Source organism: Actinosynnema sp. NPDC002837, from assembly GCF_040295345.1.
GTDB lineage: Bacteria > Actinomycetota > Actinomycetes > Mycobacteriales > Pseudonocardiaceae > Actinosynnema.
In genome coordinates this window covers 241,100-267,674 of sequence record NZ_JBEOVG010000002.1, presented here as the reverse complement: position 1 = coordinate 267,674, position 26,575 = coordinate 241,100, and the positions used below count along the sequence as shown (strand labels likewise).

Here is a 26,575-nt window from a genome sequence, read left to right as displayed (position 1 = left end):
AGCCAGGCTACCGCCAACCGACGTCGAGCAACTCCGCCACGCGCACGGGTACCCCGGTCTCGAAGCTCCGGTTCGCGGCGAACCCCGTGGCCAGGGACAACGCGCCGTCTCGGTGCGTGGCCCGGCGGCCCAGCGGGTCCGATTGGCCGGGCGGCCCGTACAGCACCCCGGTCATCCGCGCGTCCGCGCCGCCGTGCCCCGCGCCGCCTGCCTCCAGCGGGATCTCCTCGGCCCGCCCGAACAGCGGCTGCACGGTCAGCCGCACGTGGCCCTCCTCGGGGTTGGCCTCCTTGCCGTGCACCGCCGGCTGCTGCCCGCTGACCCAGCTGTTCTCCACGACCTCCAGCTCCAGCCGGCCGCGGCTGCCGTTGACCATCAGCCGGTAGCCCTCCCACGGCGAGTAGGCCGTGAGGTGGTAGGTCAGGTTCGCGCCGTTGGAGTAGCGCACCAGCACCGACATGTCGTCCTCAATGGACACCCCGGGCGCGAACGGGTTCCGGTCGCGGTGGTAGCCGTCCTCGTGCTCGGCGTCGAGGTAGAGCCGGCGCAGCCACTTGTCGCGCTCGACGTGCAGGGCGAACGGGTCGTCCTGGGCCTCCGGCGAGCCGTGCACCCGGTCGTAGGGCCGGTGGTGGCCGTGGCGCCTGCCGTTCTCGTCGCCGTAGAAGAACAGCCGCCCGTGCGCGTACACGACCTCCGGCACGGCGTCGACCCACCAGTTGAGCAGGTCGAAGTGGTGGGTGGCCTTGTGCACCATCAGACCGCCGGAGTTGGCCTTGTCGCGGTGCCAGCGGCGGAAGTAGTCGGCGCCGTGGCGGACGTCGAGCAGCCACTCGAAGTGCACTGAACCGATCTCGCCGACCGCGCCGCCGGTCAGCAGCTCGCGGACCTTCTCGTGCACCGGGTTGTACCGGTAGTTGAACGTGACGGTGACCCGGCCGTCGGTCCGCTCGACCGCGTCGAAGACCTTGCCGACGCCCGCCGGGTCGACCGTCATCGGCTTCTCGGTGACGACGTCGCAGCCCGCGTCCAACGCCTCCACGATGTAGGTGTCGTGGTGCCGGTCGACCGTGCAGACCACGACGACGTCGACCCGCTCGGCCTCGATCATCCGCAGGAAGTCCGCGGCGGCGTAGGTCGGGACGGGCCGGTCGAGGCGTTCGTTGTGCGCGGCCATGCGGCTGGGGTTGACGTCGCAGAACGCGACCAGCTCCCCCTGCTCCGCGTGCCGGACGATCGCGTCGACGTGCAGTTCGGCGCGTGCTCCGGTGCCGACGACCGCGTACCGCCTGCGTGCCATGCGTGCCTCCTGGTAAGCGCTTTCCACCACGCTAACCCGGCCGGACGGCACACCGTCAAGGCCTGGTCCCACCGGTTGGGCGGCAACGCCGGCTCCGAGCACTGCCGGCGGACGACGCCGGCACGGACCGGCGGGCCGGTCGCCCCGTTGCCGATGGGGATCGGCCCGATCCCCATCGGCGCGCGGCCGACCGGAGGCCGCCTAGCAGGCCGGGAAGAGGCGGCGGGTGGTGTTGGGCGCGGTGTAGGCGGCGGGGTCGCTGAAGCGGCAGCCGTAGTCCGGCGCGGCGACGGCGGCCGGGTCGTCCACCACGTCGCCGGCGGGGCGGCGGCCGGTGTCGACCCAGGTCACCAGGTCGTCCCAAGCCGTGCCGACCTCGTTCGGGCTGAACTCGCAGTGGCCGACCGCGCGGATCGCCCGCTGCGCGAGCAGGTGGCCGCGGCCGTTGCGCTCGACGTCCCGCTCGTAGAGCTGCTCCATCGAGAACGGCACGAACAGGTCGCCCAGGCCGTGCAGCGACAGCACCGGCGCGGTCGGGCGGCCGGCGACGCGCGGCACCTCGGTCAGCTTCGGCGTGACGCGGGCCTTCACGTTCGCCGGCAGCACCCGCTGCACCTCGCGGTCGACGTCGACCGGCGCGTTCGGCTCGTACCGGGTGAGCGCGTTGGTGGCGACCTGACCGGGGTTCCTCGCCAGGCCCTCGCCGGACGACGTGACCGCGAGGCCGAACAGGAAGTCCTTCCAGTACGCGAACGCGGGCGCCGCGCCGGGACGCGGGCCGCCGCTGCGGTTGGCGACGACCGAGGCGAACTGCGCGCCGCGCTCGTTCGGAGTGCCGGTCAGCCCCAGTTCGGCCTGGATGCGCGGCACGACCGCGGTCAGGTAGTCGGCCGGCGCGGGCCACGCGCGGATCCCGCTGATGGCCTGCGCGGTGAGGTTGAAGTCCAGGAAGAAGTCGAACAGCTCCTGGTCGCCGAGCACGCCGCACATCGGCAGCGCGGCCTCGTAGAAGCCGGGGAACTGCTCCAGGGAGCGGCCGATGACGTGGCCGCCCATGGAGACGCCGACGATGAACGTGTCGCGGGGCTTGCCGACCAGCTTCCCGAAGTGCTTGGCCAGGTCGTGCGTGCTCAGCACGCCGGCCTTCACGTCGTAGTTGTTGGCGTAGTAGCTGGACGCGGCCCAGGCGAAGCCCTGGTCGAGCAGCTTCTGGCGCAGGCCGTACGCGGGCGGGTCGACGGTGAGCACGGTGCTCGCGCCGCGGAAGCCGTGCGCCCACATGACCAGGCGGCCGTTCCAGCGCGGCGGCACCTCGATCGCGTAGGCCGCGTGCTCGTGCACGCCTTGCAGCACGCGCGACGGCTCGCCGCCGACCTGCGCGGGGGGCAACGGCGGGTTGTCGATGGTGTAGCCGGGCAGTGGCCGGTCGCCGGGCGGCGTCGACGCCGCGGCCGGCGGCGCCAGCAGGACCAGGACGAGCGCCAACCCGAAGATCCGTCGCATGGGCCCCATTCTGCTCACCACCGCAGGTCGGCCACCAGGTCTTCGTGGGTCAACCGGTGGTCCAACGGATAGGAGACCCGGATGACGTCGTCCTCGTCGCGGGTCAGCCGGGCGCCGGGGAACACGCGCGCGACCAGGCGCAGCATCGGCTCGTTCTCCCCCAGCACGTCGCCGTGCAGCTCGGCGTAGCGCAGGTCGAGGGCCAGCCGGCCGAGCGCGGCCATGAGCTCGGTGCCGACGCCCTTGCGCTGCCACGGGTCGACCACGGCGAGCGCGATCTCGGCGGTGTCCTCGCCGGTGGCGATCAGGCGGGCGATGCCGACGGGCGTGCGGTGGCACTCCGCGACGACGGCGACCTTGCGGAGGCCGTCGAGGTCCGTCAGCCGGCGTCGCATGGACGCGGTGAGCCGGGGCACCGGCGCGTGGAAGCGCAGGTAGCGGCTCCGCGGGGACAGGCCGTCGAAGACCGTGTCGACGGCGTGGCCCGCCTCGGCGGCGTGCAGTTCGCGGACCTTCATGACGAGCGCCCCTTGGGTTCGGATTCCGAACCCTAGCTGGATTCGTTTTCCGAACGCAAGGGGTATCGTCAGTGGGCATGGCCCCCGTGAAGGTCGCCGACGAGTTGTGCACCGTGTCGCTGCCGGCCGCCCTGCTGGGCGAGCGCTGGACGTTGCTGCTGCTGCGGCAGGCGTTCCTGGGCACGCGGCGGTTCGAGGACTTCCAGACCGAGATGGACATCTCGCGCAGCGTGCTGACCGAGCGCCTCGGCACGCTGGTCGAGGAGGGCATCCTGCGCCGTGAGGCGTACAAGGACGTGCGGACGCGGTACGAGTACCGGCTGACCGAGAAGGGCCACGAGCTCTACCCGGTGCTGATGGCGCTGCGGAAGTGGGGCGACCGCTGGATGGCCTCGCCCGAGGGCCCGTCGTTCGACCTGCACCACCGCACGTGCGGCGGCGACGTCGACGTGCACGTGTCGTGCGAGGGGTGCGGCGCCGAGCTGACCGCCCGCGACGTCCGCGTCACGCCGCTGCGCGACTCACGTGCGTGAGGCGAGCACCTGCTCGACCGCGGAGACGACGAAGATCAGCCCGAGCAGCACGGCGAACATGACGAAGTAGACCGTGTGCTCCTGCAGCTCGACGCGGTCGGCCGCCCACACGTCCATGGCGGTGAACGCGGTGAACACCCCCAGCCAGCCGATCACGGCCGCGGCGAGCCACCGGGTGCTGCGCCGGAGCACGGCGGCCACCGCGACCAGCCCCAGCGCCAGCTCGACGAGCTTCACGAACCAGATCAACGGCAGCACCCAGTCGGCGCCCAGGCCGACGGTGGCGTCCAGGTACCGGCCGAACTGCTGCTGCCGGTCCTTCCAGCCCAGCGGCAGCTCGGCGGCGTTCAGCAGGCCGAAGAGCGCGAGGAACACGCCGATCGGGAGGAACAGCCTCGACCACCGGGCACCGCCACCCCACACCGGACCGCCGGACATCGCCCCACCCCCTCCGCCACCGGAATGATGACCGCTGGAGGAGGCGAGCGAAGTACGGCTGTCCGTACCCCGAAGCCGGACCGACTCAGTGCGCGGCGGCGTCCCAGGAACGGCCGACTCCCACCGAGACCTCCATCGCCACCGACAGCCGGTACGCCCCGCCCATCTCCGCGCGGACCAGCGCCTCCACCTGCTCGCGCTCGCCCTCGGCGATCTCCAGCACCAGTTCGTCGTGCACCTGCAGCAGCATCCGCGACCGCAGGCCCGACTCCTCCAGCGCGCGGAACACGCCGAGCATCGCGACCTTGATGATGTCCGCCGCGCTGCCCTGGATCGGCGCGTTCAACGCCATCCGCTCGGCCATCTCGCGGCGCTGCCGGTTGTCGCTGGTCAGGTCGGGCAGGTAGCGCCGGCGGCCGAGGATCGTCTCGGTGTAGCCCTTCTTCCGCGCGTCCTCGACCACCGCGTGCAGGTAGTCGCGCACCCCGCCGAACCGGGCGAAGTACGCCTCCTTCTGCTCCCGCGCCTCGGCCGCCGAGATCCGCAGCTGCTGCGCCAGCCCGTACTCCGAGAGCCCGTAGGCCAACCCGTACGACATGGCCTTCACCCGGCGGCGCTGCTCGGCGGTGACCTCCGAGGTCGGCACGGAGAACGCGCGCGACGCGACGAACGTGTGCAGGTCCTCGCCGCTGCGGAACGCCTCGATCAGGCCCGCGTCCTCGGACAGGTGGGCCATGATCCGCATCTCGATCTGGCTGTAGTCCGCGGTCATCAGCTCCGCGTAGCCCGGCCCGACCACGAACGCCTCGCGGATGCGCCGACCCTCGTCGGTGCGGATCGGGATGTTCTGCAGGTTCGGGTCGGTGGACGACAGCCGCCCGGTCGCCGCGATCGTCTGGTGGAACGTGGTGTGGATGCGACCGTCGTCGGCCACCGACTTGAGCAGCCCGTCCACGGTCGACTTCAGCCTGGTCACGTCCCGGTGCGCGAGCAGGTGCTGCAGGAACGGGTGCTGGGTGGACTCGAACAGGTTCTGCAGCGCGTCCGCGTCGGTGGTGTAGCCGGTCTTGGTCTTCTTCGTCTTCGGCATGTTCAGCTCGTCGAACAGCACCGTCTGCAGCTGCTTGGGCGAGCCGAGGTTGATCTCCTTGCCGATCACCGAGTACGCGTCCTGCGCGGCCTGCTTCACGCCCGCCGCGAAGTGCGCCTCCAGCGCCGCCAGGTGCTCGGTGTCGATCGCGATGCCGACGGCCTCGACGTCGTCGAGCACCATCATCAGCGGCAGCTCCAGGTTCGCCAGCAGCGACTCCTGGCCGGTGGCGACCAGCTCCGCGTCCAGCGCGTCGGCCAGCTCCGCCACCGCGAACGCCCGCACGATCGCCGCCTGCGCGGTCTTCTGCCGCTCCTCCGCCTCGTCGGCCAGCAGCGACAGCTGCCCGTCGTCGGGCTCCTCGGCCCGCAGCTCGCGCTTGAGGTAGCGCAGCGCCAGGTCGTCCAGCGCGAACGACCGCTGGCCGGGTCGCACCAGGTAGGCGGCCAGCGCCGTGTCGCTGGCGACCCCGCGCAGCTTCCAGCCGCGCGCCCGCAGCGCCCGCAGCGGCAGCTTCAGGTCGTGCGCCGCCTTGACCACCGACTCGTCGGCCAGCCACGCGGCCAGCGCGTTCTCGTCGGCCTCGGTCAGCGACGCGACCTCGACGTACCCGCCCTCGCCGCCGACCGCGGCCAGCGCCAGGCCCTCCAGGTCGCCGCCCGAGGAGCGGAACGCGATGCCGACCCGGCCCGAGCGCGCGTGCGCGTCCAGCCACGCGGCCACCGCGCCCGCCTCCACCGGGCCGCCGCTGACCGTGAAGCCCTCCTCGGCCTCCGGCTCGGCGGTCGACAGGGTCGAGAACAGCCGGTCCCGCAGCACCCGGAACTCCAGCTCGTCGAACAGCCGGTGCACGGCGTCGCGGTCCCACGGCCTGGCCGCCAGCTCCGCCGGGCCCAGGGGCAGCTCGACGTCGCGCACCAGCTCGGTGAGCTGCCGGTTCAGCATGATGTTGGCCAGGTTCGCCCGCAGCGCGTCGCCGACCTTGCCCGGCACCTCGTCGATGTGGTCGATCAGCCCGTTCAGCGACCCGAACTGGGTGAGCAGCTTCACGATGGTCTTGGGGCCGACGCCGGGCGTGTTCGGCAGGTTGTCCGACGAGTCGCCGCGCACCGCCGCGTAGTCGGCGTACAGCTCGGGCGGCACGCCCTGCTTCTCCAGCACCAGCTCGGGGGTGTACCGGGCCATCTCGGAGACGCCCTTGACCGGGTACAGCACCGTCACCTTGTCCGTGACCAGCTGCAACGCGTCGCGGTCGCCGGTGCAGATCAGCACCTCGAAGCCCAGCGCCGTGGCCTGCGTGGTGAGCGTGGCGATCAGGTCGTCGGCCTCGAAGTTCGCCTTCGACAGCACCGGCACGTTCAGCGTGCCCAGGACGTCCTCGATGAGGCTGACCTGGCCGCGGAACTCGTCCGGTGTCTCGCTGCGACCGGCCTTGTACTCCGCGTAGGCCTCGGTGCGGAAGGTCTTGCGCGAGACGTCGAACGCCACCGCGATGTGCGTCGGCTTCTCGTCGCGCAGCAGGTTGATGAGCATCGAGGTGAAGCCGTAGACCGCGTTGGTGGTCTGGCCCGTCCCGGTCTGGAAGTTCTCCTTGGGCAGCGCGAAGAAGGCGCGGTAGGCCATGGAGTGACCGTCGACCAGCAGCAGGCGGGAGGCTTCAGAAGTGCTCACGGCCCGAGTCTAGGGTGAGGGTCCGACATCATCGCACCGACTGGGCAGCACCGACTGGAGCACACGTGACGCCAGCACCCGAGGACATCCCCGGCGCCGACCAGGCCGCCGCCCACGAGCAGCTCACGGCGAAGCTGGGCATCGAGATCACCCGATGGGATGCCGATCGGCTGGTCGGGACGATGCCGGTGAAGGGCAACCGCCAGCCGTACGGGCTGCTGCACGGCGGCGCGAACGCGGTGCTGGCGGAGACGCTCGGGTCGATCGCGGCGGCCATGCACGCGGCGCCGGAGCGGCTGGCCGTGGGCCTGGAGCTGTCGTGCACGCACCACCGGGCCGTGGCCGAGGGCTTCGTCACGGGGGTGTGCACGCCGATCCACCGCGGCCGCAGCACCGCCACCTACGAGATCGTGATCACCGACGAGCAGGACCGGCGCGCCTGCACGGCCCGGCTGACGTGCTTCCTCAAGGATGCCCCGAAGGTGTGAAGGTGCGGTTCGGTCACCCGAGGTGTGCAATTCAAGGTGACCCGGTGAGTCGGAGGTGGGCGTGCGGCGCGTGGTGTTGGTGATGGCCGTGGTGCTGGCGGCGGCCGGGTGCGGTGACACCCCGGTCGTGGCCGGGCCGGAGACGACGGCGACGTCGGCGGCGACGTACCCGGTGCCCGTGCAGACCGTGCGCCCGGACGAGAAGCCGCTCAAGATTCCCACCACCGCGGACGGCGACACGGCGTTCACGCTGGTCGGGCTGACCACCGAGATGCCGACGCTGATCGGCAGCCACGCCGAGTTCCACGCCAAGGGCCAGTTCGTGCGGATCCGGATGAGCGTGATCAACAACGGCCGCAGCAGCGTGTCCTTCGACGCGCGCCGGCACGTGCTGATCGACGACCGCGAGGCCGAGCACCCGGTCGACACCCAGGCCATGGCCATCAAGCGACAGCCGGAGACCATCGACCTCGGCGCGAACGTCCGCCTGGAGTACGACGTCTACTACGACCTGCCCAAGGACGCGAAACCGCTGGCCCTGCGCGTGTACGGCGGGCCGACGCTGACCGACCTGAAGGACGAGTCGAGCACCGAGATCCCGCTGGCCCAGCCCTGAGGGCCGGGCCGGCGGGTCCCGGGCTCAGTGCCCGCCGAGGTACGCCGCGCGCACCTGCGGGTCGTCCAGCAGCTCCGGACCGGGCGCGCTCTTCACGACCCGGCCGGTCTCCAGCACGTACGCGCGGTCGGAGAGCTTCAGCGCCTGCTGCGCGTTCTGCTCGACCAGCAGCACGGTCGTGCCGCGCTTGTTGATCTCCTTGATGATCTCGAAGATCTGCGCGATGAGCATGGGCGCGAGGCCCATCGACGGCTCGTCGAGCAGGAGCACCTTCGGCTTGGTCATCAGCGCCCGGCCGATGGCGATCATCTGCTGCTCGCCGCCGGACATGGTGCCGCCGAACTGGCTCTTGCGCTCCGCCAGCCGCGGGAACAGCTCGTAGACCTCGGCCAGGTCGGCGTCGAGCGCGTCCTTGCGGGTGAAGGCGCCCATCAGCAGGTTCTCCTGCACCGTCATGCCGGGGAACACGCCGCGGCCCTCCGGTGACTGGCCGATGCCCGCGATGACCCGCTTGTGGCCGGGCATCTTGGAGATGTCCTCGCCGTTGAACACCACTTGGCCGCTGGTCAGGGGGCGCAACCCGGAGATGGTCTTCAGCGTGGTCGTCTTGCCCGCGCCGTTGGCGCCGATGAGCGAGACGATCTCACCGTCCTCGACCTGGAGGCTGATGCCCTTGATCGCGGCGATCTTGCCGTAGTGGACGTGGATGTCCTTGAGCTCAAGAAGCATCTTCGGACACCCCCAGGTACGCCTCGATGACCTTCGGGTTGTTCTGCACCTCTTGCGGGAGCCCTTCTGCGATCAGCTGGCCGAAGTCCAGCACCGCCACGCGGTCGCTGACGCCCATGACCAGGCTCATGTCGTGCTCGATCAGCAGGACGGTCCGGCCGCTGTCGCGGATCTTGCGGATCAGCGCCTGCAGCGATTCCTTCTCGGCCGGGTTCATGCCGGCCGCCGGCTCGTCCAGCAGCAGCAGCTTCGGGTCCGTGGCCAGCGCGCGGGCGATCTCGAGCCGCCGCTGGTCGCCGTAGGGCAGGTTCTTCGCGGTCTCGGTCATCCGGCCGGGGATGCCGACGAAGTCGAGCAGCTCCCGGGCCAGCTCGCGGCCGCGCCTCTCCTCCTTGCGGTGCCACGGCAGGCCGAGCGTGGCGCCGATCGCACCGGTCTTGTGGTGCGCGTCCGCGCCGACCATCACGTTCTCCAGCGCCGACATGTTGTGGAACAGCCGGATGTTCTGGAACGTGCGGGCGATGCCCTGCTTGGTGATCTTGAACCGCTTGGTGCCGTCGAGCCGGGCGCCGTTGAACAGCACCTGGCCCTCGGTGGGCTGGTAGACGCCGGTGACCACGTTGAACACCGTGGTCTTGCCCGCGCCGTTGGGCCCGATCAGGGCGAAGATCTCGCCCTGGCCGACGCTGATCTTCGCCTCGCGGAGCGCGACCACGCCGCCGAAGCGCATGGTCACGTTGTCCAGCTGGAGGACGGGGGTGCTCGGAGTGCTCACTTGGCCGCCTCCGTCGTCGAGACATCGGTGTCCGGACCCGCGACCTCGGCACCCATGGTGCCCATGCCGCCGGTGCCCTCGTGCAGTTCGGCCTTGCGCCTGCGGGAGGGCAGCAGGCCCTCCGGCCGCAGGGCCATCATCAGCACCAGCACACCGCCGAACAGCAGGATGCGGTACTCGGCCGGGTCCTTGCCCAGCGCGTCCTTGAGCCATTCGACCTCGCGGAACCGCTCGGGCAGCCAGGCGATGACGAACGCGCCGAGCATGACGCCGGGCAGGTTGCCCGCGCCGCCGAGCACGACCGCGGCGAGGATGGTCGCGGACAGGATGAACGGGAACGTGCCCGGCTCGATGAACACGGCCTTGCCCGCGTAGATGCCGCCGGCCAGACCGCCGATCATGGCGCCGATCGCGAACGCGAGCAGCTTGAACTTGAACGTCGGCACGCCCATCAGCTCGGCCGCGTCCTCGTCCTCCCGGATCGCCGCCCACGCGCGCCCGACGCGGCTCTTCTGCAGCCGCACCGAGAAGACGATCACCACCACGATCGCGGCGACCATCAGGTAGTAGTACGGCGCGGGCAGCACGCCGAAGTCCAGGCCGATGGCCGGCATGTCCGTCGGGTGCGGGATGTTGGGGATGCCGCGCGCGCCGCCGATCTCGTCGGTGTTGTTCGCGGTGATGCGGATGATCTCACCGAAGCCGAGCGTCACGATCGCCAGGTAGTCGCCGCGCAGCCGCAGCGTCGGCGCGCCGAGGATGACGCCCGAGACCGCCGCCAGGAAGATGCCGAACACCACCGTCGGCCAGTACGACCAGCCGTGCTCGGTGGCGAAGTAGGCCAGCGTGTAGCCGCCGATGGCGAAGAACGCGACGAAACCGAGGTCGAGCAGGCCCGCTTGGCCGACGACCACGTTCAGGCCGATCGCCAGCAGCATGTAGGTGCCGATCGGGTAGATCAGCACCGTCGTCCAGTCCGCGCCGGGCGACATGAACGAGCCGATCCACGGCGCGGGCAGGATCAGCGCGAACACGAGCGCGCCGATGTAGACGACGAACCGCTGCCAGGTCTTGGCGCGTTCCCACCAGTCGCGTGCGCCGTCGAACAGGGCGCCGACGCGCCTCAACGGATTCGCGTTGCCAGTCACTCCGTTGCCTTTCATGCGCGGGCCTTCTGCAGGGATTCGCCGAGGATGCCGGTCGGGCGGAACATCAACACGATCACCAGCACGGTGAACGCGATCACGTCCTTCCACTCCGAACCCAGGAAGATCGCGCCCCAGTTCTCGATGAGGCCGAGCACGATACCGCCGAGCAGCGCGCCGCGCAGGTTGCCGATACCGCCGAGCACCGCCGCCGTGAACGCCTTGATGCCGAGCACGAAACCGACGTTGAAGACGGTGTTCTCGAACTCCATCAAATACAGCGCGCCCGCGACGCCCGCCATCGCGCCGCCGAGCAGGAACGTGACCCGCACGATGTTGTCGATGCTGACGCCCATGAGCACCGCGGCTTCGGGGTCCTGGGCGGTGGCGCGGATGCCGCGACCGATCTTGGTCTTGTTCACCAGGCGGTCCAGCGCGATCATCATGATGACCGCGGCGACCACGACGATGATGTGGTCGGTGCGCACCGCCGCGTTGCCGATGGTGAACACCGTGTCGCGGTCGACGATGCGCGGCGCGGACTGCTGGTTGCGCCCCGCGTTGCCGGTCAGCCAGGGGATGATGACCAGCGCGAACAGTTCCTGGAGGAACAGCGAGGCGCCGATCGCGGAGATCAGCGCGGTGAGCCTGGTCGCGCCCTTGCGCCGCAGCGGCCGGTAGGCCACCACCTCCAGCAGCATCGCGGCGCCACCGGAGATCGCCGCGGACGCCACGATGATCAACAGCATCACGCCGAACAGGGCGATCCCGGTCAGCGGCGACGCGGGCGCGATCGCCGTGATCACCACGAGCGACGTGAACGTGCCGATCATGAAGATCTCGGAGTGCGCGAAGTTGATCAGACGCAGCACGCCGTAGACCATCGTGTAGCCGAGGGCGATGAGCGCGTAGATGGAGCCGAACACCAGTCCACCCACCGTGCTGGGCAGGAACTGGTTGAGGAAATCATCAAGCATGACAGGTTTGCCTCACGAGACGGGCGGGGGGAGAAACTTCGCCAAAGTGGTGGGGAGCGGGAGCTGTCGTACCCACGACACTCCCGCTCCCCAGCGCGCTAGCTTGCTTGCCTGATCCGTCTCGGGATCAGCCTTCCAGCTTCGCTTCCTCCGCCGGACCCAACAGCTTCACCTTGCCGTCGACGACCTGGTAGATGAAGATCGCGTTGTTCTCCGGCTCGCCGTTCGCCTTGAACTTGATCGGCTTGGAGACGCCCTCGAAGCTGACGGTCTTCAGGAACTCGTTGATCTTCTCGCCGGTGGTGTTGCCCGCCTCGACGGCCTTGATGAACGACGTCGCGGCGTCGTAGCCCTCGGTCGCGTAGATCGCGGGGTCGACGTTGGCGCTCTTCTTGTAGTTGTCGAAGAACGTCTTCAGCGCGCCGGTCACGTCGGGCGTCGGGATGTTGCACGGGCAGGCGAGGACGGCGCCCTCGGCGGCCGCGGTGCCCGCGCCGGTCACGAGCTGCTGGTCGAGCGAGCCGTCACCGGAGGCGAACGTGGCCGTGACGTTGCCGTCGCGCAGCTGCTTGAGCAGCCGGCCGGCCTGCGCGTAGTACCCGCCGAAGACGATCACGTCGGGGTTCGCCGCGGCGACCTTCGTGACGGTGGACGAGTAGTCGGACGCGTCCTTGGAGAACTTGTCGCGCTCGACCGTCACGTTCGCCTTCTCGAACGACTGGGCGACGGCGTCGGCCAGGCCGACGCTGTACTCCTGGTCGTCGGACAGGACGAACGCCTTCTTCGGGCTCTTGGCCTTCACCAGGAAGTCCGCGATGCCGGGGCCCTGGTCGGCGTCGTTGGCCACGACGCGGTGCCAGTAGGTCCAGCCGTTCTGCGCCAGACCGGGGTTCGTGGCCGACGGCGAGACGCTGGGGATCTTGCCCTCTTCGAGCTGGCCGCCGATGGCCTTGGACTCACCGGAGAAGGCCGGGCCGATGAGGGCCACGATCTTGTCCTGCGTGATGGCCTTCGTGATCAGCGAGGTGGCCTGGTCCGCCTTGCCCTGGCTGTCGTACTGCACCAGCTCGATCTTGACCTTGGGGTTCTTGGCGTTGTACTCCTCGACCGCCATCACCGCACCGTTCCGGGGCGGGATCACGATCGCCGCGTTCTCACCGGTGAGGTCACCCATGAACCCGATCTTGACCGAGGTGACGTCGCCACCAGCTTCGCCACCGCCGCCGCCTCCGGCACAAGCCGCGAGCACCAGCGACGAAGCCGCCGCCAGCGCCAGAACTCGGCCGAGTCGTGCTCCTGACACCGGAATACCTCCCATGACACCAACCATCCCGCCGGTAGGCGGAGCCCTCACACGAGGGCGTGGGTTAGGGAGGGAACGTAGCTTCAGTTGAGTTCGCTGAACAGGTGGTCTTACTGCTCTGTGTCCACATCGTGACGGTAGTCACCGGAAAATGCTCCGGCGATAAGCACCTTAAATCCAGCTCAAATCGCCGCAGGTCACAAGGTCAATGCGCGCAGTAACCAAGAATGACCTGGCGGGCCGTCCGATACTCGAACGTGTATCACTCGCGGGGATAGTCACCCGAAGTTTTCGATGACGGCTTCGGCCACGGCCTTCATCGTGGTACGCCGGTCCATCGCGGTGCGCTGCACCCAGCGGAATGCCTCGGGCTCCGACAGACCCTGCTTGGTCATCAGCAATCCCTTGGCGCGTTCGACGACCTTGCGCGTCTCCAGGCGCTCGGTCAGGCCCGCGACCTCGTTCTCCAGCGCCTGCAGCTCCGCGAACCGGCTCATCGCCAACTCGATCGCGGGCACCAGGTCGCGCTTGGCGAACGGCTTGACCAGGTAGGCCATCGCGCCCGCGTCCCGCGCCCGCTCCACCAGGTCCCGCTGGCTGAACGCGGTGAGGATCACGACCGGCGCGATGCGCTTGCCGGCGATCACCGACGCGGCCTCGATGCCGTCGACCTTGGGCATCTTCACGTCCATGATCACCAGGTCGGGCCGCAGCTCGGTGGCCAGCGTGACCGCCTCGTCGCCGTCGGCGGCCTGCCCGGCCACCTCGTACCCCTCTTCGCGCAACATCTCGACCAGGTCGAGGCGGATGAGGGCCTCGTCCTCGGCCACGAGCACGCGCCGGGGCGCGACCTCGGGCTGGGCCTCGGCAGCCTGATGGGTCACCGGGGTCCTCCTGACACTCTGACGGCGGCTCGACGCGGTCGCGCCGGACGAAACCGCAGTCTACCGGCGTGCACCGCCCGGTCCGCGCGGTTGGGCCGTGATCACGGCCACCGGTGACGACTTCGTCGGTTCGGCGGCCTCCGCTCGGCCGAACGCCGTGGGTGAACACCTCCCCGGGCAGGTGTCACCCGCCCGGGGAGGTCGGCTCACTTGACGGCCTGCGGCGGCTCCCACCACCCCGTCACGCCCTCCGGCCACTGCATCGCGGCCAGCGCTTCCTCGTGGTCGGGGTCCGGGCCGTCGACCTCCCGCAGGAACAGGTCGTACCAGCCGGTGGACACGCCCAGGCCGCCGCCGGCGCTGGGCACCTCCACCGCGTCGGGCAGGCCGAACACCGGGTGCAGCAGCCGGTCGGCGATCTTCGGCACGCCGAGGCTCGCCGGCCACTCGACCCACCACCGGTCGCCCTGCGCCAGCGCGCGCACCCACGGCGCCGCGCTGAACAGGTGGTACCGGCGCAGCACGGCGCTGCCCACGCCCGTGGGGTACGGCGTCTCGGCCAGGTGGTCCCGCTCGACCGCGGTCAGCGGGCCGTCGATGAAGGTGCCGCCCAGGTTGCGCCCCTTGAGCAGGGTGCGCACGTACTTCAGGCCGTCCGCCCAGGCCCGCTCGTCGACGCCCGCGAGGTGCACCGCCGCGTCGAGCCCGACCAGCCGCAGCTCGACCGACCGCGGGTGGTGGATGACGCGCAACCCCGGCACGCCCGCCACCCACGACTCGTCGTGGCGCGGCAGCAACTCGTACAGCAGCGGTCCGAGGGCGTGCTCGGTGAGGTGCACCCGCGGGCGCCTGCCCGGCTCGACGGTGCGGAACGCGTGCGCCGGGCGCAGCATGCTCGCCGGCGGGCGCAGTTGCAGGTGGCCGCCCGCGTCCAGCCCGGCCCGCAGCAGCACGCACTCCAGCGCGCGCTGGTCGTCTTCTTCGGTGTCGGGCAGGAACAGGCCGCGCACGTCGGCCTGGCCGCGCAGCGCGTCGACCACGCGTTCGCGCCGGTCGTCGGGCAGGTCGTGCAGCACCGCCTTCACCGCGGGCACGGCCTGGGTGAGGTTCTCGCCGGTGTAGCTCCGGCGGAGGTCGACCAGCTGTTCGGTCAACGACGATCGCGCCATGGCAGTCCTCGCTCCCGCCGCCCGGCTCGGCGTGACAAGGACGCGTCAAGCGTCGGTCGACGGTCTTCGGTGGTACTCCATGAGCAGGGGTGCCCTCACCCCGCGGCGGATCTGCCACCCGTTGCCGGGGAGTGGCTCCAGCCTCACGTCTGCTCACGCACGCCGCTGCCGACGATAGCGCAACGTTGCCCGCGAGGCGTCGCGTCCCTAGCGTCTGGCGCATGGTGAGCGGGGCGGAGCGGTTGCTGGGTGTGCTGGCCGCGCACGGCGTCGAGGTCGTGTTCGGGTTGCCCGGTGTGCACAACCTGCCCGTGTGGGAGGCGCTGCGGACCTCCGGCATCCGGCTGGTCGGCGTCCGGCACGAGCAGACGGCGGTGTACGCGGCCGACGGCTACGCCCGCGCCACCGGCCGGCTCGGCGTCGCGCTGGTGACCACGGGGCCGGGCGCGGCGAACTGCCTGGGCGCGACCGGCGAGGCGTACGCGTCCGGGTCGCCGGTGCTGGTGATCGCCACCGACATCCCGTCGACGCTGCGCCGTCCCGGCGAGTACCGGGGCACCCTGCACGAGACTCGCGACCAGCGGGCGATGTTCCTACCGGTGGTCAAGGGCGGGTGGACGCTGCGCGCCGCCGAGTCGATCGGCATCTACGCCGACAGCGCGGCGCTGCTGGCCACCACCGCGCCGCAGGGCCCGGTGTACCTGGGCGTGCCGACCGACTTCCTCACCGCGGACGCCGGCGTGTGGAACCGCATCCCGACCCGCGCGCCGTCCGTGCCGGACCTCGCGCCGGGGGTGGAGCTGGTGACGGCCGCCGAACGCCCGCTGATCTGGGCCGGTGGCGGCGCCGCGCGGTCGGGCGCCGGCGCGGCGGTGGGCGCGCTGGCCTCGCGCATCGGCGCGCCGATCGTCACCACGTACGGCGCGCGCGGGCTGGTCGACCACCCCCACGTGGTGCAGGGGCCGGTCCACCTGCCGGAGGTCGGCGCGCTGTGGGACGAGGCCGACCTGGTCATCGGGGTGGGCAGCGACTTCGACGGGATGATGACGCAGAACTGGCTGCAGCCCGCGCCGCCCCGGCTGCTGAACGTGAACGTGGAGCCGGTCCGCAACTACTCGCCGGACGTGACGTTGCGCGGCGACGCGCGGATGGTGGTGTCGGCGCTGGCCGCCGCCGTGCCCGCGCGCCCGGACACCGGGGTCGCCTCCCGGGTGGCCGAGCTGAACGACCTGGTGCGCAAGGCGGTCGAGGCGGACGAGCCGCGCGCGGTGCCGCTGCTGGAGGCGCTGGAGGGGCGCCGGGTGGTGGCCGACATGTGCGTGGCCGGGTACTGGGTCGGCGGGTTCGGCCGGTTCACCCGGCCGCGCGGGCTGGCGTACCCGGTGGGGTGGGGCACGCTCGGCTTCGGCTTCCCCGCCGCGCTGGGCGCCGCGATGACCGGGCGGGTGGTGGCGGTGTGCGGTGACGGCGGGTTCCTGTTCGCGGTCGGCGACCTGGCCACCGCCGCGCAGGAGCAGCTGCCGGTGACCGTGGTGCTGGTGGACGACGGCGGCTACGGGATGCTGCGGCACGACCAGGTGCGGGCCGGGCACGAGCCGTTCGGGGTCGACCTGCGGTCGCCGGACTTCGTGGCGCTGGCCGAGAGCTTCGGCGTGGAGGCGTCCGCTGTGGACGGTTTCGGCGAGGAGTTCCGGTCGCGCCTGGACGACTACGCGGCGCGGTCGGGGCCCAACGTGCTGGTGGTGCGCGCCGCGGCGTTGAAGCCACCGGTCACCACGTCGCCGCGCTGGTACCGCAGGAGTTAAGGTGTCGAACATGAGTTCGAACGAACGCGTGTGGCCCGCGGCGGACGCGCACGACGAGCTGCGGCTGCTGACCGAGTTCCTGACCTTCCTGCGACTGACCGCCGTGTCGAAGGTGGAGGGCCTGAGCTGGGAGGACGCCGCGGCGACGCCGATCCCGACGTCACCGGTGGTGAGCGCGCTCGGCGTGCTGCGGCACTTGACCGCGGTGGAGCGGTGGTGGCTGTCGATCGAGACCGGCGGGGTCGAGCTGCCGTCGTTGTGGGGCGAGGACGCGGACGCGTCGTGGCTCCTGCACGAGGGCGACACGGTGGAGTCGGTGATCGCCGAGTACCGCGCCGAGTGGGAGCGGTCGGCCGCCGCGCTGACGGGCCTCGGCCCGGACGACCGCACCAAGGGCGACCACGACGGCAACGGCCGCACCGTGCGCTGGGTCCTCGCCCACCTGGTGCAGGAGACCGGCCGGCACGTCGGCCACCTGGACTTCCTGCGCGAGCTGGCGGACGGGCAGAAGGGCGAGTAGCCCTCCGGGGTGTTCCGGCCGATCGACCCTTGGCACGTGGCGCGGTCCGGACGACGCTGGGCCCATGACGACCTACGTGTCCACCAATCCCGCCGACCTGTCCGACGTCGTCACGCGCGTCGACCTGGTCGGGGCGGAGGAGTTCGCGGCCGCCGCGCGCCGGGCCCGGTCGGCGCAGCGGGAGTGGGCCAGGGTGCCCGCGCCGGTGCGGGGGCAGGTGGTGGCGAACATCGGGCGGTTGGTCGAGGCCAACGCCGAGGCGCTCGCCCGGATCGTCACCCGGGAGATCGGCAAGCCGCTGCCCGAAGCCCGCGGCGAGGTGCGGGAGGTCGTGGACACGTGCACGTTCTTCTCGGGTGAAGGACGCCGGCTCTACGGGCAGACCGTGCCCTCGGAGATGCCGGACAAGCAGCTGTTCACGTTCCGCGAGCCGGTCGGTGGCACGGTGGTCGTCACGGCGGGCAACTTCCCGGTGGCGGTGCCCTCGTGGAGCATCGTGCCGTCGCTGCTGTGCGGCAACTCGGTGGTGTGGAAGCCCGCCGAGTACTCGGCCGCGTCCGCTCGGGCGTTCTACGACGTCGTGATGCGCGCCGGCGTGCCGGAAGGCGTGTTCGAGATCGTCTTCGCCGACGGCGAGGAGACCTTCCGCGGGCTCGGGCAGGGGCTCGGGCAGGGGCTGGTGGACAAGGTCGCGTTCACCGGGTCGTCGGCGGTGGGCTCGCGGCTCGGCGAGCTGTGCGGGCGGCACCTCCAGTCGCCGTGCCTGGAGCTGGGCGGCAAGAACCCGATGGTGGTCACCGAGGACGCCGACCTGGACCTGGCGGTGCGCGGCGCGCTGTTCTCCGGCTTCGGCACCGGCGGGCAGCGGTGCACGTCGTTGGGCACGGTGATCGTGCACGAGGACGTGCACGGCGAGTTCGTGCGGCGGTTCGCGGAGGCGGTCGGGACGGCGGTGGTCGGCGACCCGTTCGACGAGGACGTGCTGTACGGGCCGATGCTGGACGGGAAGTTCGCGGCGCGGTTCGAGGAGTACCTCGGCTGGATCGGCGACCACCACGTCACGCACGGCTCGACGGGGTCGGGCCGGATTACGGACGCCAACCCCCGCAACGGTTTCCGCGGCGACCCGGAGCGCGGCCTGTTCTACCACCCGGTCGTCGTGGACGGCGTGCGGCCGGACGACGACCTGTTCCGGCACGAGACGTTCGGGCCGGTCGTCGGCGTCACCGCCTACCGCGCGCTGGAGGAGGCGATCGAGCTCGGCAACCTGCCCGGCTACGGCCTGTCGTCCGCGATCTACACCACGGACCCGGCGAAGGCGTTCGCGTTCCGCGAGGGCATCGGCGCGGGCATGGTGAGCGTGAACAACTCGACCTCCGGCGCGGAGGCGCACCTGCCGTTCGGCGGGAACGGCAAGTCGGGCAACGGTTCCCGGCAGTCCGGCGGGTGGGTGCTCGACCAGTTCACCCGGTGGCAGTCGATGAACTGGGACCGCTCGGGGTCGTTGCAGAAGGCGCAGCTGGACACGCGGCGGGTCGAGGCGGACCTTGACTTCCGGCTGGCCTGACCGGGCGTCCGTCGTCATCGTCGGCGGCGGCGTGATGGGCGTGAGCGCGGCGTTCCACCTGGCCGAGGCCGGTGTGCGGGACGTGGTGCTGGTGGAGCGGGACGCGCTCGGCTCCGGTTCGACGGCCAAGGCGGCGGGCGGGGTGCGGGCCCAGTTCTCCGACGAGGTGAACATCCGGTTGGGCGCGCGGAGCCTGGAGGCGTTCGCGCGGTTCCCGACCAGGCCGGGCCAGGAGATCGACCTGCGCCGCGTCGGCTACCTGTTCCTGCTCTCCGAGCCGGCGCACGTCGCGGCCTTCGAGCGGAACGTGGTGGCGCAGAACGCGCTGGGCGTGCCGAGCCGGGTGCTGGACGTCGCGGAGGCGCGGCGGTTGTCGCCGTTGATCTCGACCGACGGGCTGCTCGCCGCCGCCTACTCCCCCGACGACGGCCACTGCACGCCCGAGTCGGTGGTCCTGGGTTACGCGACGGCCGCCCGGCGGCTGGGCGCGCGACTGCTGACGGGCACGACCGTGACGGGGATCGCGACGTCCGGCGGCGAGATCCGCGCCGTGGCGACCGATCGGGGCGTGATCGCGACCGGCACGGTGATCTGCGCGGCGGGCGCGTGGTCGGCGCGGGTCGGCGGGTTCGCGGGGGTCGACCTGCCGGTGACGCCGCTGCGCCGGCAGCTCGTGATCACCGGGCCGGTGCCCGGCCTGCCCGCCGTGGTGCCGTTCACGATCGACTTCGCCAGCACGTTCTACTTCCACCGAGAGGGCCGCGGACTGCTGATGGGCATGTCGGATCCCGCGCAGGAGCCCGGTTTCCACCTCGACCGGTCCGACGAGTGGCTGCCCCGGCTCGCGGAGGCGATCGGCAGGCGCGCGCCCTCGTTGCTGGACGTGGGCGTGACCGGCGGGTGGGCCGGGCTGTACGAGGTGACGCCGGACCACAACGCGCTGATCGGCGAGTCGCGCGAGGTGAGCCGCTTCCTCTACGCCACGGGCTTCTCCGGGCACGGGTTCCTGCAAGGGCCCGCGGTCGGCGAGGTGCTGCGCGACCTGGTGCTGGGTCGCGCGCCGGTGGTGGACGTGTCCGCGCTGGACGTCACGCGGTTCGCCGCGGGGCTCCGGCCCGAGCTGAACATCGTGTGAGGGTGACGTGGGCGCGTTGGACGGAGTGGTCATCGCGGACTTCGGGCGGGTGCTGGCCGCGCCGTACGCGACGATGGTGCTGGGCGACCTGGGCGCCGAGGTGGTCAAGGTGGAGCACCCGCGTGGTGACGAGACGCGGGCGTGGGGCCCGCCGCACGCCCGCGGCGAGGCCACGTACTTCCTCTCGGTGAACCGGAACAAGCGGTCACGGGTGCTCGACCTGGCCACCGCGGAGGGCCGGGCCGCGGCACGGGAGCTGGCGCTGGGCGCGGACGTGCTGGTGGAGAACTTCCGGCCGGGCACGATGCGGAAGTTCGGCCTCGACCACGAGGCGCTCTCGCGCGAGCACCCCCGCCTCGTCTACTGCTCGGTTACGGGGTTCGGCGCGGGCCGCGGCGCGGACCTGCCGGGGTACGACCTGCTGGTGCAGGCGGTCGGCGGGCTGATGAGCGTGACCGGCGCGGACGAGCCGACCAAGGTCGGCGTCGCGCTGGTGGACGTGCTGACCGGGGTGCACGCGGCGGTCGGGATCCTCGCCGCGCTGCGGCACCGCGACGCCACCGGCGAGGGCCAGTTGGTGGAGGTCGACCTGCTGTCCGTGCTGCTGTCGAGCATGGTCAACCAGAGCGCGGGTTACGCGCTGGCGGGCGTCGTGCCCGGGCTGCTGGGCAACCGGCACCCGTCGATCGCGCCCTACGAGGTGTTCCCGACGGCCGACCGGCCGGTGGCGCTGGCCGTGGGCAACGACCGGCAGTTCACCCGGCTGTGCGAGGCGCTGGGGTTGCCGGCGGACGCGCGGTTCGCCACGAACGAGCTGCGGGTCGCGCACGTGGACGCGTTGGCCGAGCTGCTGGCCGGTCGGTTGCGGACGCGGCCGGCGGCGCACTGGTTCGCGGTGCTGACGCCGCTCGGCGTGCCGTGCGGGCCGGTGAACGACCTGGCCGGCGCGTTCGAGCTGGCCGAGTCGCTCGGCTTGCGGCCCACCACCGACGTCGACGGGCTGGAGCTGGTGTCGAACCCGATCCGGATGTCCGCGACGCCGCCGACCTACCGGCTGCCGCCGCCGGGGCTCGGCGATGACGCGAGCGGGTGAACGGGCGTGCGCCGTGCGGCGGCGGCTGATTGGATCAGCGCCCATGCGCCACCTGGTAGCGGTGCTCGCCGCGCTCGTGCTGTCCGTGTCCGCCTCATCGGCCCTCGCCGCGCCCGCCGCGCCACCGGCCCCGGCGCGCGCCGAGCTCGACTTCACCGGCGCGGTGTCGTTGAACGGCTGCTCGGGCGCGGTGGTCCGGCCGCCCGACCACCGGCCGTCGGACTCGGCGCTGGTGATGACGAACGGGCACTGCGTGAGGTTCCTGGAGCCCGAGGAGGTCGTGGTCGACGTGCCGGCGGACCGGAAGTTCACGCTGCTCGACCGCTCCGGCGAGGGCTCGCTCGCCACGCTGCGCGCGTCCACGCTGGTCTACGCCACCATGCACCGCACCGACGTCGCGCTGTACCGGCTCACGTCCACCTACGGCGAGGTCGAGGCGATGGGCGGCCGGGCCCTGGAGCTGTCGGCGGAGCACCCCGGCGCGGGCATCGACATCGGTGTGGTGTCGGGCTACTGGCGGCAGGTCTACTCGTGCCGGGCGGACGGTTACGTGCACCAGCTGCGCGAGGGCCGGTGGACCTGGCTGGACTCGATGCGCTACACCGAGGAGTGCCGCACGAGGGGTGGCACGTCCGGCTCGCCCGTGGTCGAGGTGGCCACCGGCAAGGTGGTGGCGGTCAACAACACCGGCAACGAGGACGGCGAGCGGTGCACCGACAACAACCCGTGCGAGGTCGACCAGGCCGGTGAGGTGACCGTCCGCCAGGGCATCGGGTACGCGCAGCAGACCTACCAGATCGTGCCGTGCCTGACCGGGGGCGGCGTGGTGGACCTGGCCGCCCCCGGCTGCGGGCTGCCGCGACCGGCGGCCTAGGGCTCGAACCGCTCCCCGGACAGGGCCGCGACCGCGGCCATCGGGTTGCCCAGGTGGTAGTGGTCCACGGCCAGGTAGGTCGGCGTCTTGCGGGCGGGCGGCTCGCAGAACCGGCGGGCCCGGTCGGCGAGCTTGCCGTTGTCGGTGGTCGCGGTGGCGGTGAGCGGGACGTCCCGGAAGTGGTTCATCACGAACAGCGGCCGGAAGCCGGGCTCGGTGCGGGTGAGGGGCGTGCTCCAGCGGCTGTAGCAGGACCAGTCGGACGCTCCCAGGCCTGGGCCCATCGACCAGTGGTTCTCCACCGTCCACTCCGACTGGTACATCACGCCGAACGTGTCGCGCTGCGGCGAGTCGCCCGAGCGGCCGTGGTCGGTGAAGATCATCAACCGCTTGCCGGCGGCGCGCAGCGCGGCCAGGGTCGGCCAGCCGTTCGCCCGCACGCCCGCCTGGTCCGGGCGGAACAGGACGTCCGCGAGGCCGTCGACGCGGGCGAGCTCGGCGCGCAGCACCTCGGCGGAGACGTAGTCCTCCAGGAAGATGGTGACGAACTCGTCCGGGTTGCGCTCGAGGAAGTCCACGATCCGCCGCACGTCCACCCACAGCGCCACCGGCCGGCTGACCCAAGTGCAGCTGTTGTGGCACAGGATCGCGCCGTCCGGGGTCTGGTGCACGTCGAGCTGGAACCCGCGCACGCCGTCCCTGAGCTGCTGGTCGATGCCGCGGGCCTGGTTGGGCGCGAGGTTGACGAACGGCGGGGCGAAACCGCCGTCCACGCCGTTGGCGTAGGCGTTGTGCGCGGTGAGGAAGGTGACCTGGTCCAAGCGCCGCTCGCCCTCCGGCGGGACCGGCGCCCGCCGGGGCGACACCGGGGTGAGGTACCAGAGGTCGGCGCCGGCGCCGATCCGCACCTGGTCCGTGCCGACGGCGATCAGGTAGCGGTCGGCGCCGGGCACCTTGAGCCGGTGGCGGTCGCCGTCGGGCAGCACGTCCCACTGCGCGTCGGCGCTGTCGCAGGACGACATCACGGCCTGGTCGCCCTGGCGGCCCAGGCACAGCGCGCCCTCGCGCAGCGTGCGGCCGGCCAGGGTCCACTGCTGGTGGTCCTCGTCGCCCTTCGGCCGCCGTTGCAGCACGGACGTGCCGGACGCGCCGGCGTTCAGACCGGTGGTGGCGCTTTGCACGTAGTAGACGCCGTCGGCGGGTGCGGCCTGGGCGGTGAGCGGCGTCGCGAGGGCGGCGACGAGCGTGGCGACCAGGGCTGATCGGGTGGCGCGCATCAAGAAGTCCTCTCGAAGGCTCCGCGGCGGCGGACAGCTCACAGGGTAAACGCGAAAGCTCTTCACGTCAGCCCGTCCTAGGCTGGTGCCATGACCGAACCGTGGGGTGACCCCGACAAGATCCGCCGCGTCCTCGACGGCGGGGAGACGTGGGCCGTGGTGGGCCTGGCCGACCACCGGCACCGCGCCGCGTACGGCGTGGCGAAGTTCCTCCAGCAGCGCGGCAAGCGGATCGTGCCCGTGCACCCGGACGCGCCGACCGTGCACGGCGAGCAGGGCTACGCGACGCTGGCCGACATCCCGTTCCCGGTCGACGTGGTCGACGTGTTCCGCCGGTCCGAGGCGGCGGGCGCGTTCGCCGACGAGGCGGTGGCGATCGGGGCGAAGGCGGTGTGGTTCCAGCTCGACGTGATCGACGAGGCGGCCTACGAGCGGGCCACGGCGGCGGGGCTGGACGTGGTCATGGACCGCTGCCCCGCCATCGAGTGGCCCGCGCACGGGCCGCGCTGATCACCGCCGGACCGCCGGGAACCCGTGCGCGCGGGCGGCGACGATGACGGCCAGGGCGGGCACGAGGAGCACCAGCGCGCTCCACGGCAGCGAGCCCGCGCCGAACCGGTCGAGCAGCAGGCCGCCCGCGACGCCGCCGCCCGCCATGGCCGCGTTCCACAACGTGACCAGCAGGGCCTGCGCGGAGTCCGCGGCCTCGCCGCCCGCGTCGCCGGCGGCCGTCGTGAGCAGGGTCGGCACACCTCCGAACCCCAGGCCCCACAACGCCACCGCGACGTAGACGAGGGGCGCGAGGGCCAGGTCGGCGGCCAGCACGGTGACCGCGACGGCGAACAGCACGGCGGCGGCGATCATCAGGGCGCGCAGCCGGCGGTCGATGTGCGCGCCGACCACCCAGATGCCCGCCACCGACGCGACGCCGAACACCAGCAGCACCGCGTCGATCCGGTCGGCCAGGCCGAGCCGCGCCAGGTACGCGGCGAGGTAGGTGTAGAGGATCGTGTGCGCGAGCACGAACACCAGCGTCACGACCAGGACCGGCGCCACACCGGGCCGGGCGAGTGTCCGCGCGACCGGGATCCGGCCGCCGCGCGGCTGACCGGGCCGGTCCGGCACCACCGCCACCACCCAGGCGATCAGCGCCACGGCCAGCGCCGTCATGGCCCAGAACGCGGCGCGCCAGCCGAGCGCGCCGCCGAGGAACGTGCCCGCGGGGACGCCGAGCGACAGCGCGACCGGGATGCCCGCCATGACCAGCGCGGTGGCCTTGCCGCGCAGGTGGTCGGGCGCGACGCGGCGGGCGTACCCGGCCAGCAGCGCCCACACCACGCCCGCGGCCACACCCGCGACGAACCGGGCGGCCAGCGTGAGCGGGAAGGCCGAGGACACGGCGGTGACGGTGTTGCCGACCGCGAACCCCGCCACCCCGGCCAGCAGCAAGCGCTTGCGCGGCCAGGTCGAGGTGGCGGCGGACAGCGGGATCGCCGCCGCCACCGTGCCGATCGCGTAGACCGTGACCAGCTGGCCGGTCGCGGACTCGCTCACGCCGAGGCCGGCGCTCATGCCGCGCAGGACGCCGGCGGGCAGGGCCTCGGTCAGGACCGTGATGAACGCGGCCGTGGCCAGCGCGAGCAGGGGCCGCAGCGGCAGCTTCCCGGTCCCGTTCGGTGGCGCGGTGTCGTCGCGGGCGGTGTCGTCACGAGCAGGGTTGGCGGAGTGAGCGGTGTCGGCTCCGGTGGCGGTGAATCGCATACCCGCATGGTCGAACCTGCCACCGGTGTCACTTTCAATCCGCCGCGACGTGAGCCGGCGCACACCCCGCCGCTAGCGGGCCCGGCGGTGCGCGGTGACCTCGATCTCGATGCGCATCCTCGGGTCGGCCAGGCCGCACTCCAGCATCGTCGCGGCCGGGCGCACCTCGCCGAACGCCGCGCGCAGCACCGGCCAGCACGGCTCGAAGTCCTTCGCGTCGGGCAGGTAGTACGTCACCCGCACGACGTCGGCGAAGCCGCTCTCCGCCTCGGCCAGCGCCGAGGCGATGTTGACCAGGCACTGCTCCGCCTGCGCCACCACGTCGTCGGAGATGGTCATGGTGGTGTAGTCGAAGCCGGTGGTGCCGGAGACGTGCACCCAGTCGCCGTCGACCACCGCGCGCGCGTAGCCGATCTGCTCTTCGAACGTGGAACCGGACAGGATCGCTCGCCTCATGGGATCAACCTATGTCGTTTCCGACCGACCTCGAAGCGGTTTCCGCGCCGTGATGGCCGCCGTGCGGAGCCGGTCAGTAACCTGCGGGCCATGCCGGTCGTCGCGCTCAACGGGATCAACCTCAGCTACCAGGTGGAGGGCGAGGGCGACCTCGTCGTGATGGTGATGGGCACCGGCAGTCCGGGCCGGGTGTGGCACGCGCACCAGGCGCCCGCGCTGCGCAACGCCGGGTTCCGGGTGGCGACCCTCGACAACCGGGGCATCCCGCCGACGGACGAGTGCGCGTCCGGGATGGTCATCGACGACCTCGTCGGCGACGTGGCGGCGTTGATCGAGTCGCTCGGCGGTCGGGCGCACGTGGTCGGCACGTCCATGGGCGCGCGGGTGACGCAGGAACTCGCGCTGGCCCGGCCGGACCTGGTGGGCAAGGCCGTGATGCTGGCGACCGCGGGCCGCAACGACCCCGTGCAGTCGGCGTTGTCGCACGGCGAGCGCGCGCTGCACGACCAGGGGATCACGCTGCCCTCACGGTACTTCGCGGCGGTGAACGCGGTGCTGAACCTCTCCCCCGCGACGCTGCGCGACCCGGTCGGCGCGCGCGACTGGCTGGACGTCTTCGAGTTCACCGGGTCGGCGGTGAGCAAGGGCGTGCGCGCGCAGATGGAGATGAACGACTTCGACGACCGGCTCGACGCCTACCGCGCCATCACCGTGCCGTGCCTGGTGGTGGGCTTCGCCGACGACCGGGTCCTGCCCGCCTACCTGGCCCGCGAGGTGGCGGCGGCCATCCCGGGCGCGCGGTACGAGGAGGTGGCCGACGCGGGCCACTTCGGGTTCCTCGAACAGCCCGCCGCGGTCAACCGGCTCCTGGTGGACTTCCTCCAGGGCTGAACCGCCGCCGTCCGGCGGCCGTTGGTGGAGTAGATGACCACCGACGGTGACCGGCCG

General features: G+C 71.8%; 26 protein-coding genes. 11 read left to right on the top strand and 15 right to left on the bottom strand.

The annotated features are described in order from the left end of the window. Positions 1 to 7 precede the first annotated feature (7 nt). The 3 genes from ABTZ99_RS02690 to ABTZ99_RS02680 all read right to left on the bottom strand — a co-directional run bounded on the left by ABTZ99_RS02690 (position 8) and on the right by ABTZ99_RS02680 (position 3,321). Entirely contained in the window at positions 8 to 1,300 is a 1,293-nt protein-coding gene (locus ABTZ99_RS02690) for a Gfo/Idh/MocA family protein (RefSeq protein ID WP_498780812.1), read from the bottom strand. 201 nt (positions 1,301 to 1,501) lie between these two features. Next, positions 1,502 to 2,803 (bottom strand): hypothetical protein, encoded by a 1,302-nt coding sequence (locus ABTZ99_RS02685; protein WP_499607617.1) that lies wholly within the window; start codon positions 2,801 to 2,803, stop codon positions 1,502 to 1,504. Between the two features lie 14 nt (positions 2,804 to 2,817). Further along, positions 2,818 to 3,321 carry a GNAT family N-acetyltransferase gene (locus ABTZ99_RS02680; protein WP_499607614.1) on the bottom strand — a complete coding sequence of 168 codons (504 nt, stop codon included), beginning with the start codon at positions 3,319 to 3,321 and terminating at the stop codon, positions 2,818 to 2,820. A gap of 77 nt (positions 3,322 to 3,398) precedes the next feature. On the opposite strand from ABTZ99_RS02680, the gene ABTZ99_RS02675 reads away from it, so the two are divergent. Continuing rightward, complete coding sequence (locus tag ABTZ99_RS02675; RefSeq protein WP_498780817.1) at positions 3,399 to 3,854, top strand: winged helix-turn-helix transcriptional regulator; 456 nt, start codon at positions 3,399 to 3,401, stop codon at positions 3,852 to 3,854. Here ABTZ99_RS02675 and ABTZ99_RS02670 read toward each other — a convergent pair. Then, a complete protein-coding gene (locus tag ABTZ99_RS02670; protein ID WP_499607611.1) occupies positions 3,843 to 4,292 on the bottom strand; it encodes a hypothetical protein in 450 nt (149 codons plus the stop codon). The genes ABTZ99_RS02675 and ABTZ99_RS02670 overlap by 12 nt on opposite strands. A gap of 85 nt (positions 4,293 to 4,377) precedes the next feature. After that, positions 4,378 to 7,053 (bottom strand): DNA polymerase I, encoded by a 2,676-nt coding sequence (gene polA / locus ABTZ99_RS02665; RefSeq protein ID WP_498780819.1) that lies wholly within the window; start codon positions 7,051 to 7,053, stop codon positions 4,378 to 4,380. Positions 7,054 to 7,118: 65 nt separating this feature from the next. On the opposite strand from polA, the gene ABTZ99_RS02660 reads away from it, so the two are divergent. Both ABTZ99_RS02660 and ABTZ99_RS02655 read left to right on the top strand, forming a co-directional pair. Continuing rightward, the gene (locus ABTZ99_RS02660) at positions 7,119 to 7,541 is read left to right on the top strand and encodes a hotdog fold thioesterase (RefSeq protein WP_498780820.1); all 423 of its coding nucleotides are present in this window, start codon (positions 7,119 to 7,121) and stop codon (positions 7,539 to 7,541) included. A 61-nt stretch (positions 7,542 to 7,602) separates the two neighbouring features. Then, positions 7,603 to 8,157 (top strand): DUF4352 domain-containing protein, encoded by a 555-nt coding sequence (locus ABTZ99_RS02655; RefSeq protein WP_498780821.1) that lies wholly within the window; start codon positions 7,603 to 7,605, stop codon positions 8,155 to 8,157. Between the two features lie 24 nt (positions 8,158 to 8,181). Here the strand turns inward: ABTZ99_RS02655 and ABTZ99_RS02650 are convergent, their stop codons facing one another. The 7 genes from ABTZ99_RS02650 to ABTZ99_RS02620 form a co-directional block, all read right to left on the bottom strand. Then, on the bottom strand, positions 8,182 to 8,886 hold the full coding sequence (locus ABTZ99_RS02650) for an ABC transporter ATP-binding protein (protein WP_498780822.1): 705 nt from the start codon (positions 8,884 to 8,886) through the stop codon (positions 8,182 to 8,184). Continuing rightward, positions 8,876 to 9,616, bottom strand: coding sequence for an ABC transporter ATP-binding protein (locus ABTZ99_RS02645; protein WP_498780912.1), 741 nt, complete (start codon positions 9,614 to 9,616; stop codon positions 8,876 to 8,878). Before ABTZ99_RS02645 ends, ABTZ99_RS02650 begins: the two co-directional genes overlap by 11 nt. Before the next feature lie 41 nt (positions 9,617 to 9,657). Continuing rightward, positions 9,658 to 10,824, bottom strand: coding sequence for a branched-chain amino acid ABC transporter permease (locus ABTZ99_RS02640; protein ID WP_498780824.1), 1,167 nt, complete (start codon positions 10,822 to 10,824; stop codon positions 9,658 to 9,660). Further along, positions 10,821 to 11,783 (bottom strand): branched-chain amino acid ABC transporter permease, encoded by a 963-nt coding sequence (locus ABTZ99_RS02635; protein ID WP_498780825.1) that lies wholly within the window; start codon positions 11,781 to 11,783, stop codon positions 10,821 to 10,823. The genes ABTZ99_RS02640 and ABTZ99_RS02635 overlap by 4 nt, the downstream gene beginning before the upstream one ends. Positions 11,784 to 11,910: 127 nt before the next feature. Beyond that, positions 11,911 to 13,086, bottom strand: a complete 1,176-nt coding sequence (locus ABTZ99_RS02630; protein ID WP_498783052.1) for a branched-chain amino acid ABC transporter substrate-binding protein — start codon at positions 13,084 to 13,086, stop codon at positions 11,911 to 11,913. 278 nt (positions 13,087 to 13,364) lie between these two features. Further along, positions 13,365 to 13,970 (bottom strand): ANTAR domain-containing response regulator, encoded by a 606-nt coding sequence (locus tag ABTZ99_RS02625; RefSeq protein ID WP_053718528.1) that lies wholly within the window; start codon positions 13,968 to 13,970, stop codon positions 13,365 to 13,367. A gap of 206 nt (positions 13,971 to 14,176) precedes the next feature. Further along, positions 14,177 to 15,139 carry a hypothetical protein gene (locus ABTZ99_RS02620; RefSeq protein WP_498783050.1) on the bottom strand — a complete coding sequence of 321 codons (963 nt, stop codon included), beginning with the start codon at positions 15,137 to 15,139 and terminating at the stop codon, positions 14,177 to 14,179. Between the two features lie 221 nt (positions 15,140 to 15,360). Here ABTZ99_RS02620 and ABTZ99_RS02615 point away from each other — a divergent pair, with 221 nt between their 5' ends. The 6 genes from ABTZ99_RS02615 to ABTZ99_RS02590 all read left to right on the top strand — a co-directional run bounded on the left by ABTZ99_RS02615 (position 15,361) and on the right by ABTZ99_RS02590 (position 22,133). Next, the gene (locus ABTZ99_RS02615; protein WP_498783048.1) at positions 15,361 to 16,944 is read left to right on the top strand and encodes a thiamine pyrophosphate-binding protein; all 1,584 of its coding nucleotides are present in this window, start codon (positions 15,361 to 15,363) and stop codon (positions 16,942 to 16,944) included. A gap of 10 nt (positions 16,945 to 16,954) precedes the next feature. After that, positions 16,955 to 17,464, top strand: a complete 510-nt coding sequence (locus tag ABTZ99_RS02610; protein WP_498783046.1) for a DinB family protein — start codon at positions 16,955 to 16,957, stop codon at positions 17,462 to 17,464. A gap of 64 nt (positions 17,465 to 17,528) precedes the next feature. Beyond that, positions 17,529 to 19,031, top strand: coding sequence for an aldehyde dehydrogenase family protein (locus ABTZ99_RS02605; RefSeq protein ID WP_499607603.1), 1,503 nt, complete (start codon positions 17,529 to 17,531; stop codon positions 19,029 to 19,031). Further along, the gene (locus ABTZ99_RS02600) at positions 19,012 to 20,166 is read left to right on the top strand and encodes an NAD(P)/FAD-dependent oxidoreductase (protein WP_498783042.1); all 1,155 of its coding nucleotides are present in this window, start codon (positions 19,012 to 19,014) and stop codon (positions 20,164 to 20,166) included. The genes ABTZ99_RS02605 and ABTZ99_RS02600 overlap by 20 nt, the downstream gene beginning before the upstream one ends. A 7-nt stretch (positions 20,167 to 20,173) precedes the next feature. After that, positions 20,174 to 21,259: a CaiB/BaiF CoA transferase family protein gene (locus tag ABTZ99_RS02595; RefSeq protein ID WP_498783040.1), complete on the top strand. Its 1,086-nt coding sequence runs from the start codon at positions 20,174 to 20,176 to the stop codon at positions 21,257 to 21,259. Between the two features lie 43 nt (positions 21,260 to 21,302). After that, on the top strand, positions 21,303 to 22,133 hold the full coding sequence (locus tag ABTZ99_RS02590; protein ID WP_499607599.1) for a S1 family peptidase: 831 nt from the start codon (positions 21,303 to 21,305) through the stop codon (positions 22,131 to 22,133). Here the strand turns inward: ABTZ99_RS02590 and ABTZ99_RS02585 are convergent. Next, on the bottom strand, positions 22,130 to 23,410 hold the full coding sequence (locus ABTZ99_RS02585) for a phosphoinositide-specific phospholipase C-related protein (protein ID WP_499607596.1): 1,281 nt from the start codon (positions 23,408 to 23,410) through the stop codon (positions 22,130 to 22,132). The genes ABTZ99_RS02590 and ABTZ99_RS02585 overlap by 4 nt on opposite strands. Positions 23,411 to 23,500: 90 nt before the next feature. Here ABTZ99_RS02585 and ABTZ99_RS02580 point away from each other — a divergent pair, with 90 nt between their 5' ends. Beyond that, complete coding sequence (locus ABTZ99_RS02580) at positions 23,501 to 23,920, top strand: CoA-binding protein (protein WP_499607594.1); 420 nt, start codon at positions 23,501 to 23,503, stop codon at positions 23,918 to 23,920. Here ABTZ99_RS02580 and ABTZ99_RS02575 read toward each other — a convergent pair whose 3' ends face one another. Then, positions 23,921 to 25,171 (bottom strand): MFS transporter, encoded by a 1,251-nt coding sequence (locus ABTZ99_RS02575; RefSeq protein ID WP_499607591.1) that lies wholly within the window; start codon positions 25,169 to 25,171, stop codon positions 23,921 to 23,923. Between the two features lie 72 nt (positions 25,172 to 25,243). Then, positions 25,244 to 25,627 carry a RidA family protein gene (locus ABTZ99_RS02570; RefSeq protein ID WP_499607588.1) on the bottom strand — a complete coding sequence of 128 codons (384 nt, stop codon included), beginning with the start codon at positions 25,625 to 25,627 and terminating at the stop codon, positions 25,244 to 25,246. Between the two features lie 90 nt (positions 25,628 to 25,717). Here ABTZ99_RS02570 and ABTZ99_RS02565 point away from each other — a divergent pair, with 90 nt between their 5' ends. After that, positions 25,718 to 26,518, top strand: a complete 801-nt coding sequence (locus ABTZ99_RS02565; RefSeq protein WP_499607585.1) for an alpha/beta fold hydrolase — start codon at positions 25,718 to 25,720, stop codon at positions 26,516 to 26,518. Positions 26,519 to 26,575 lie beyond the last annotated feature (57 nt).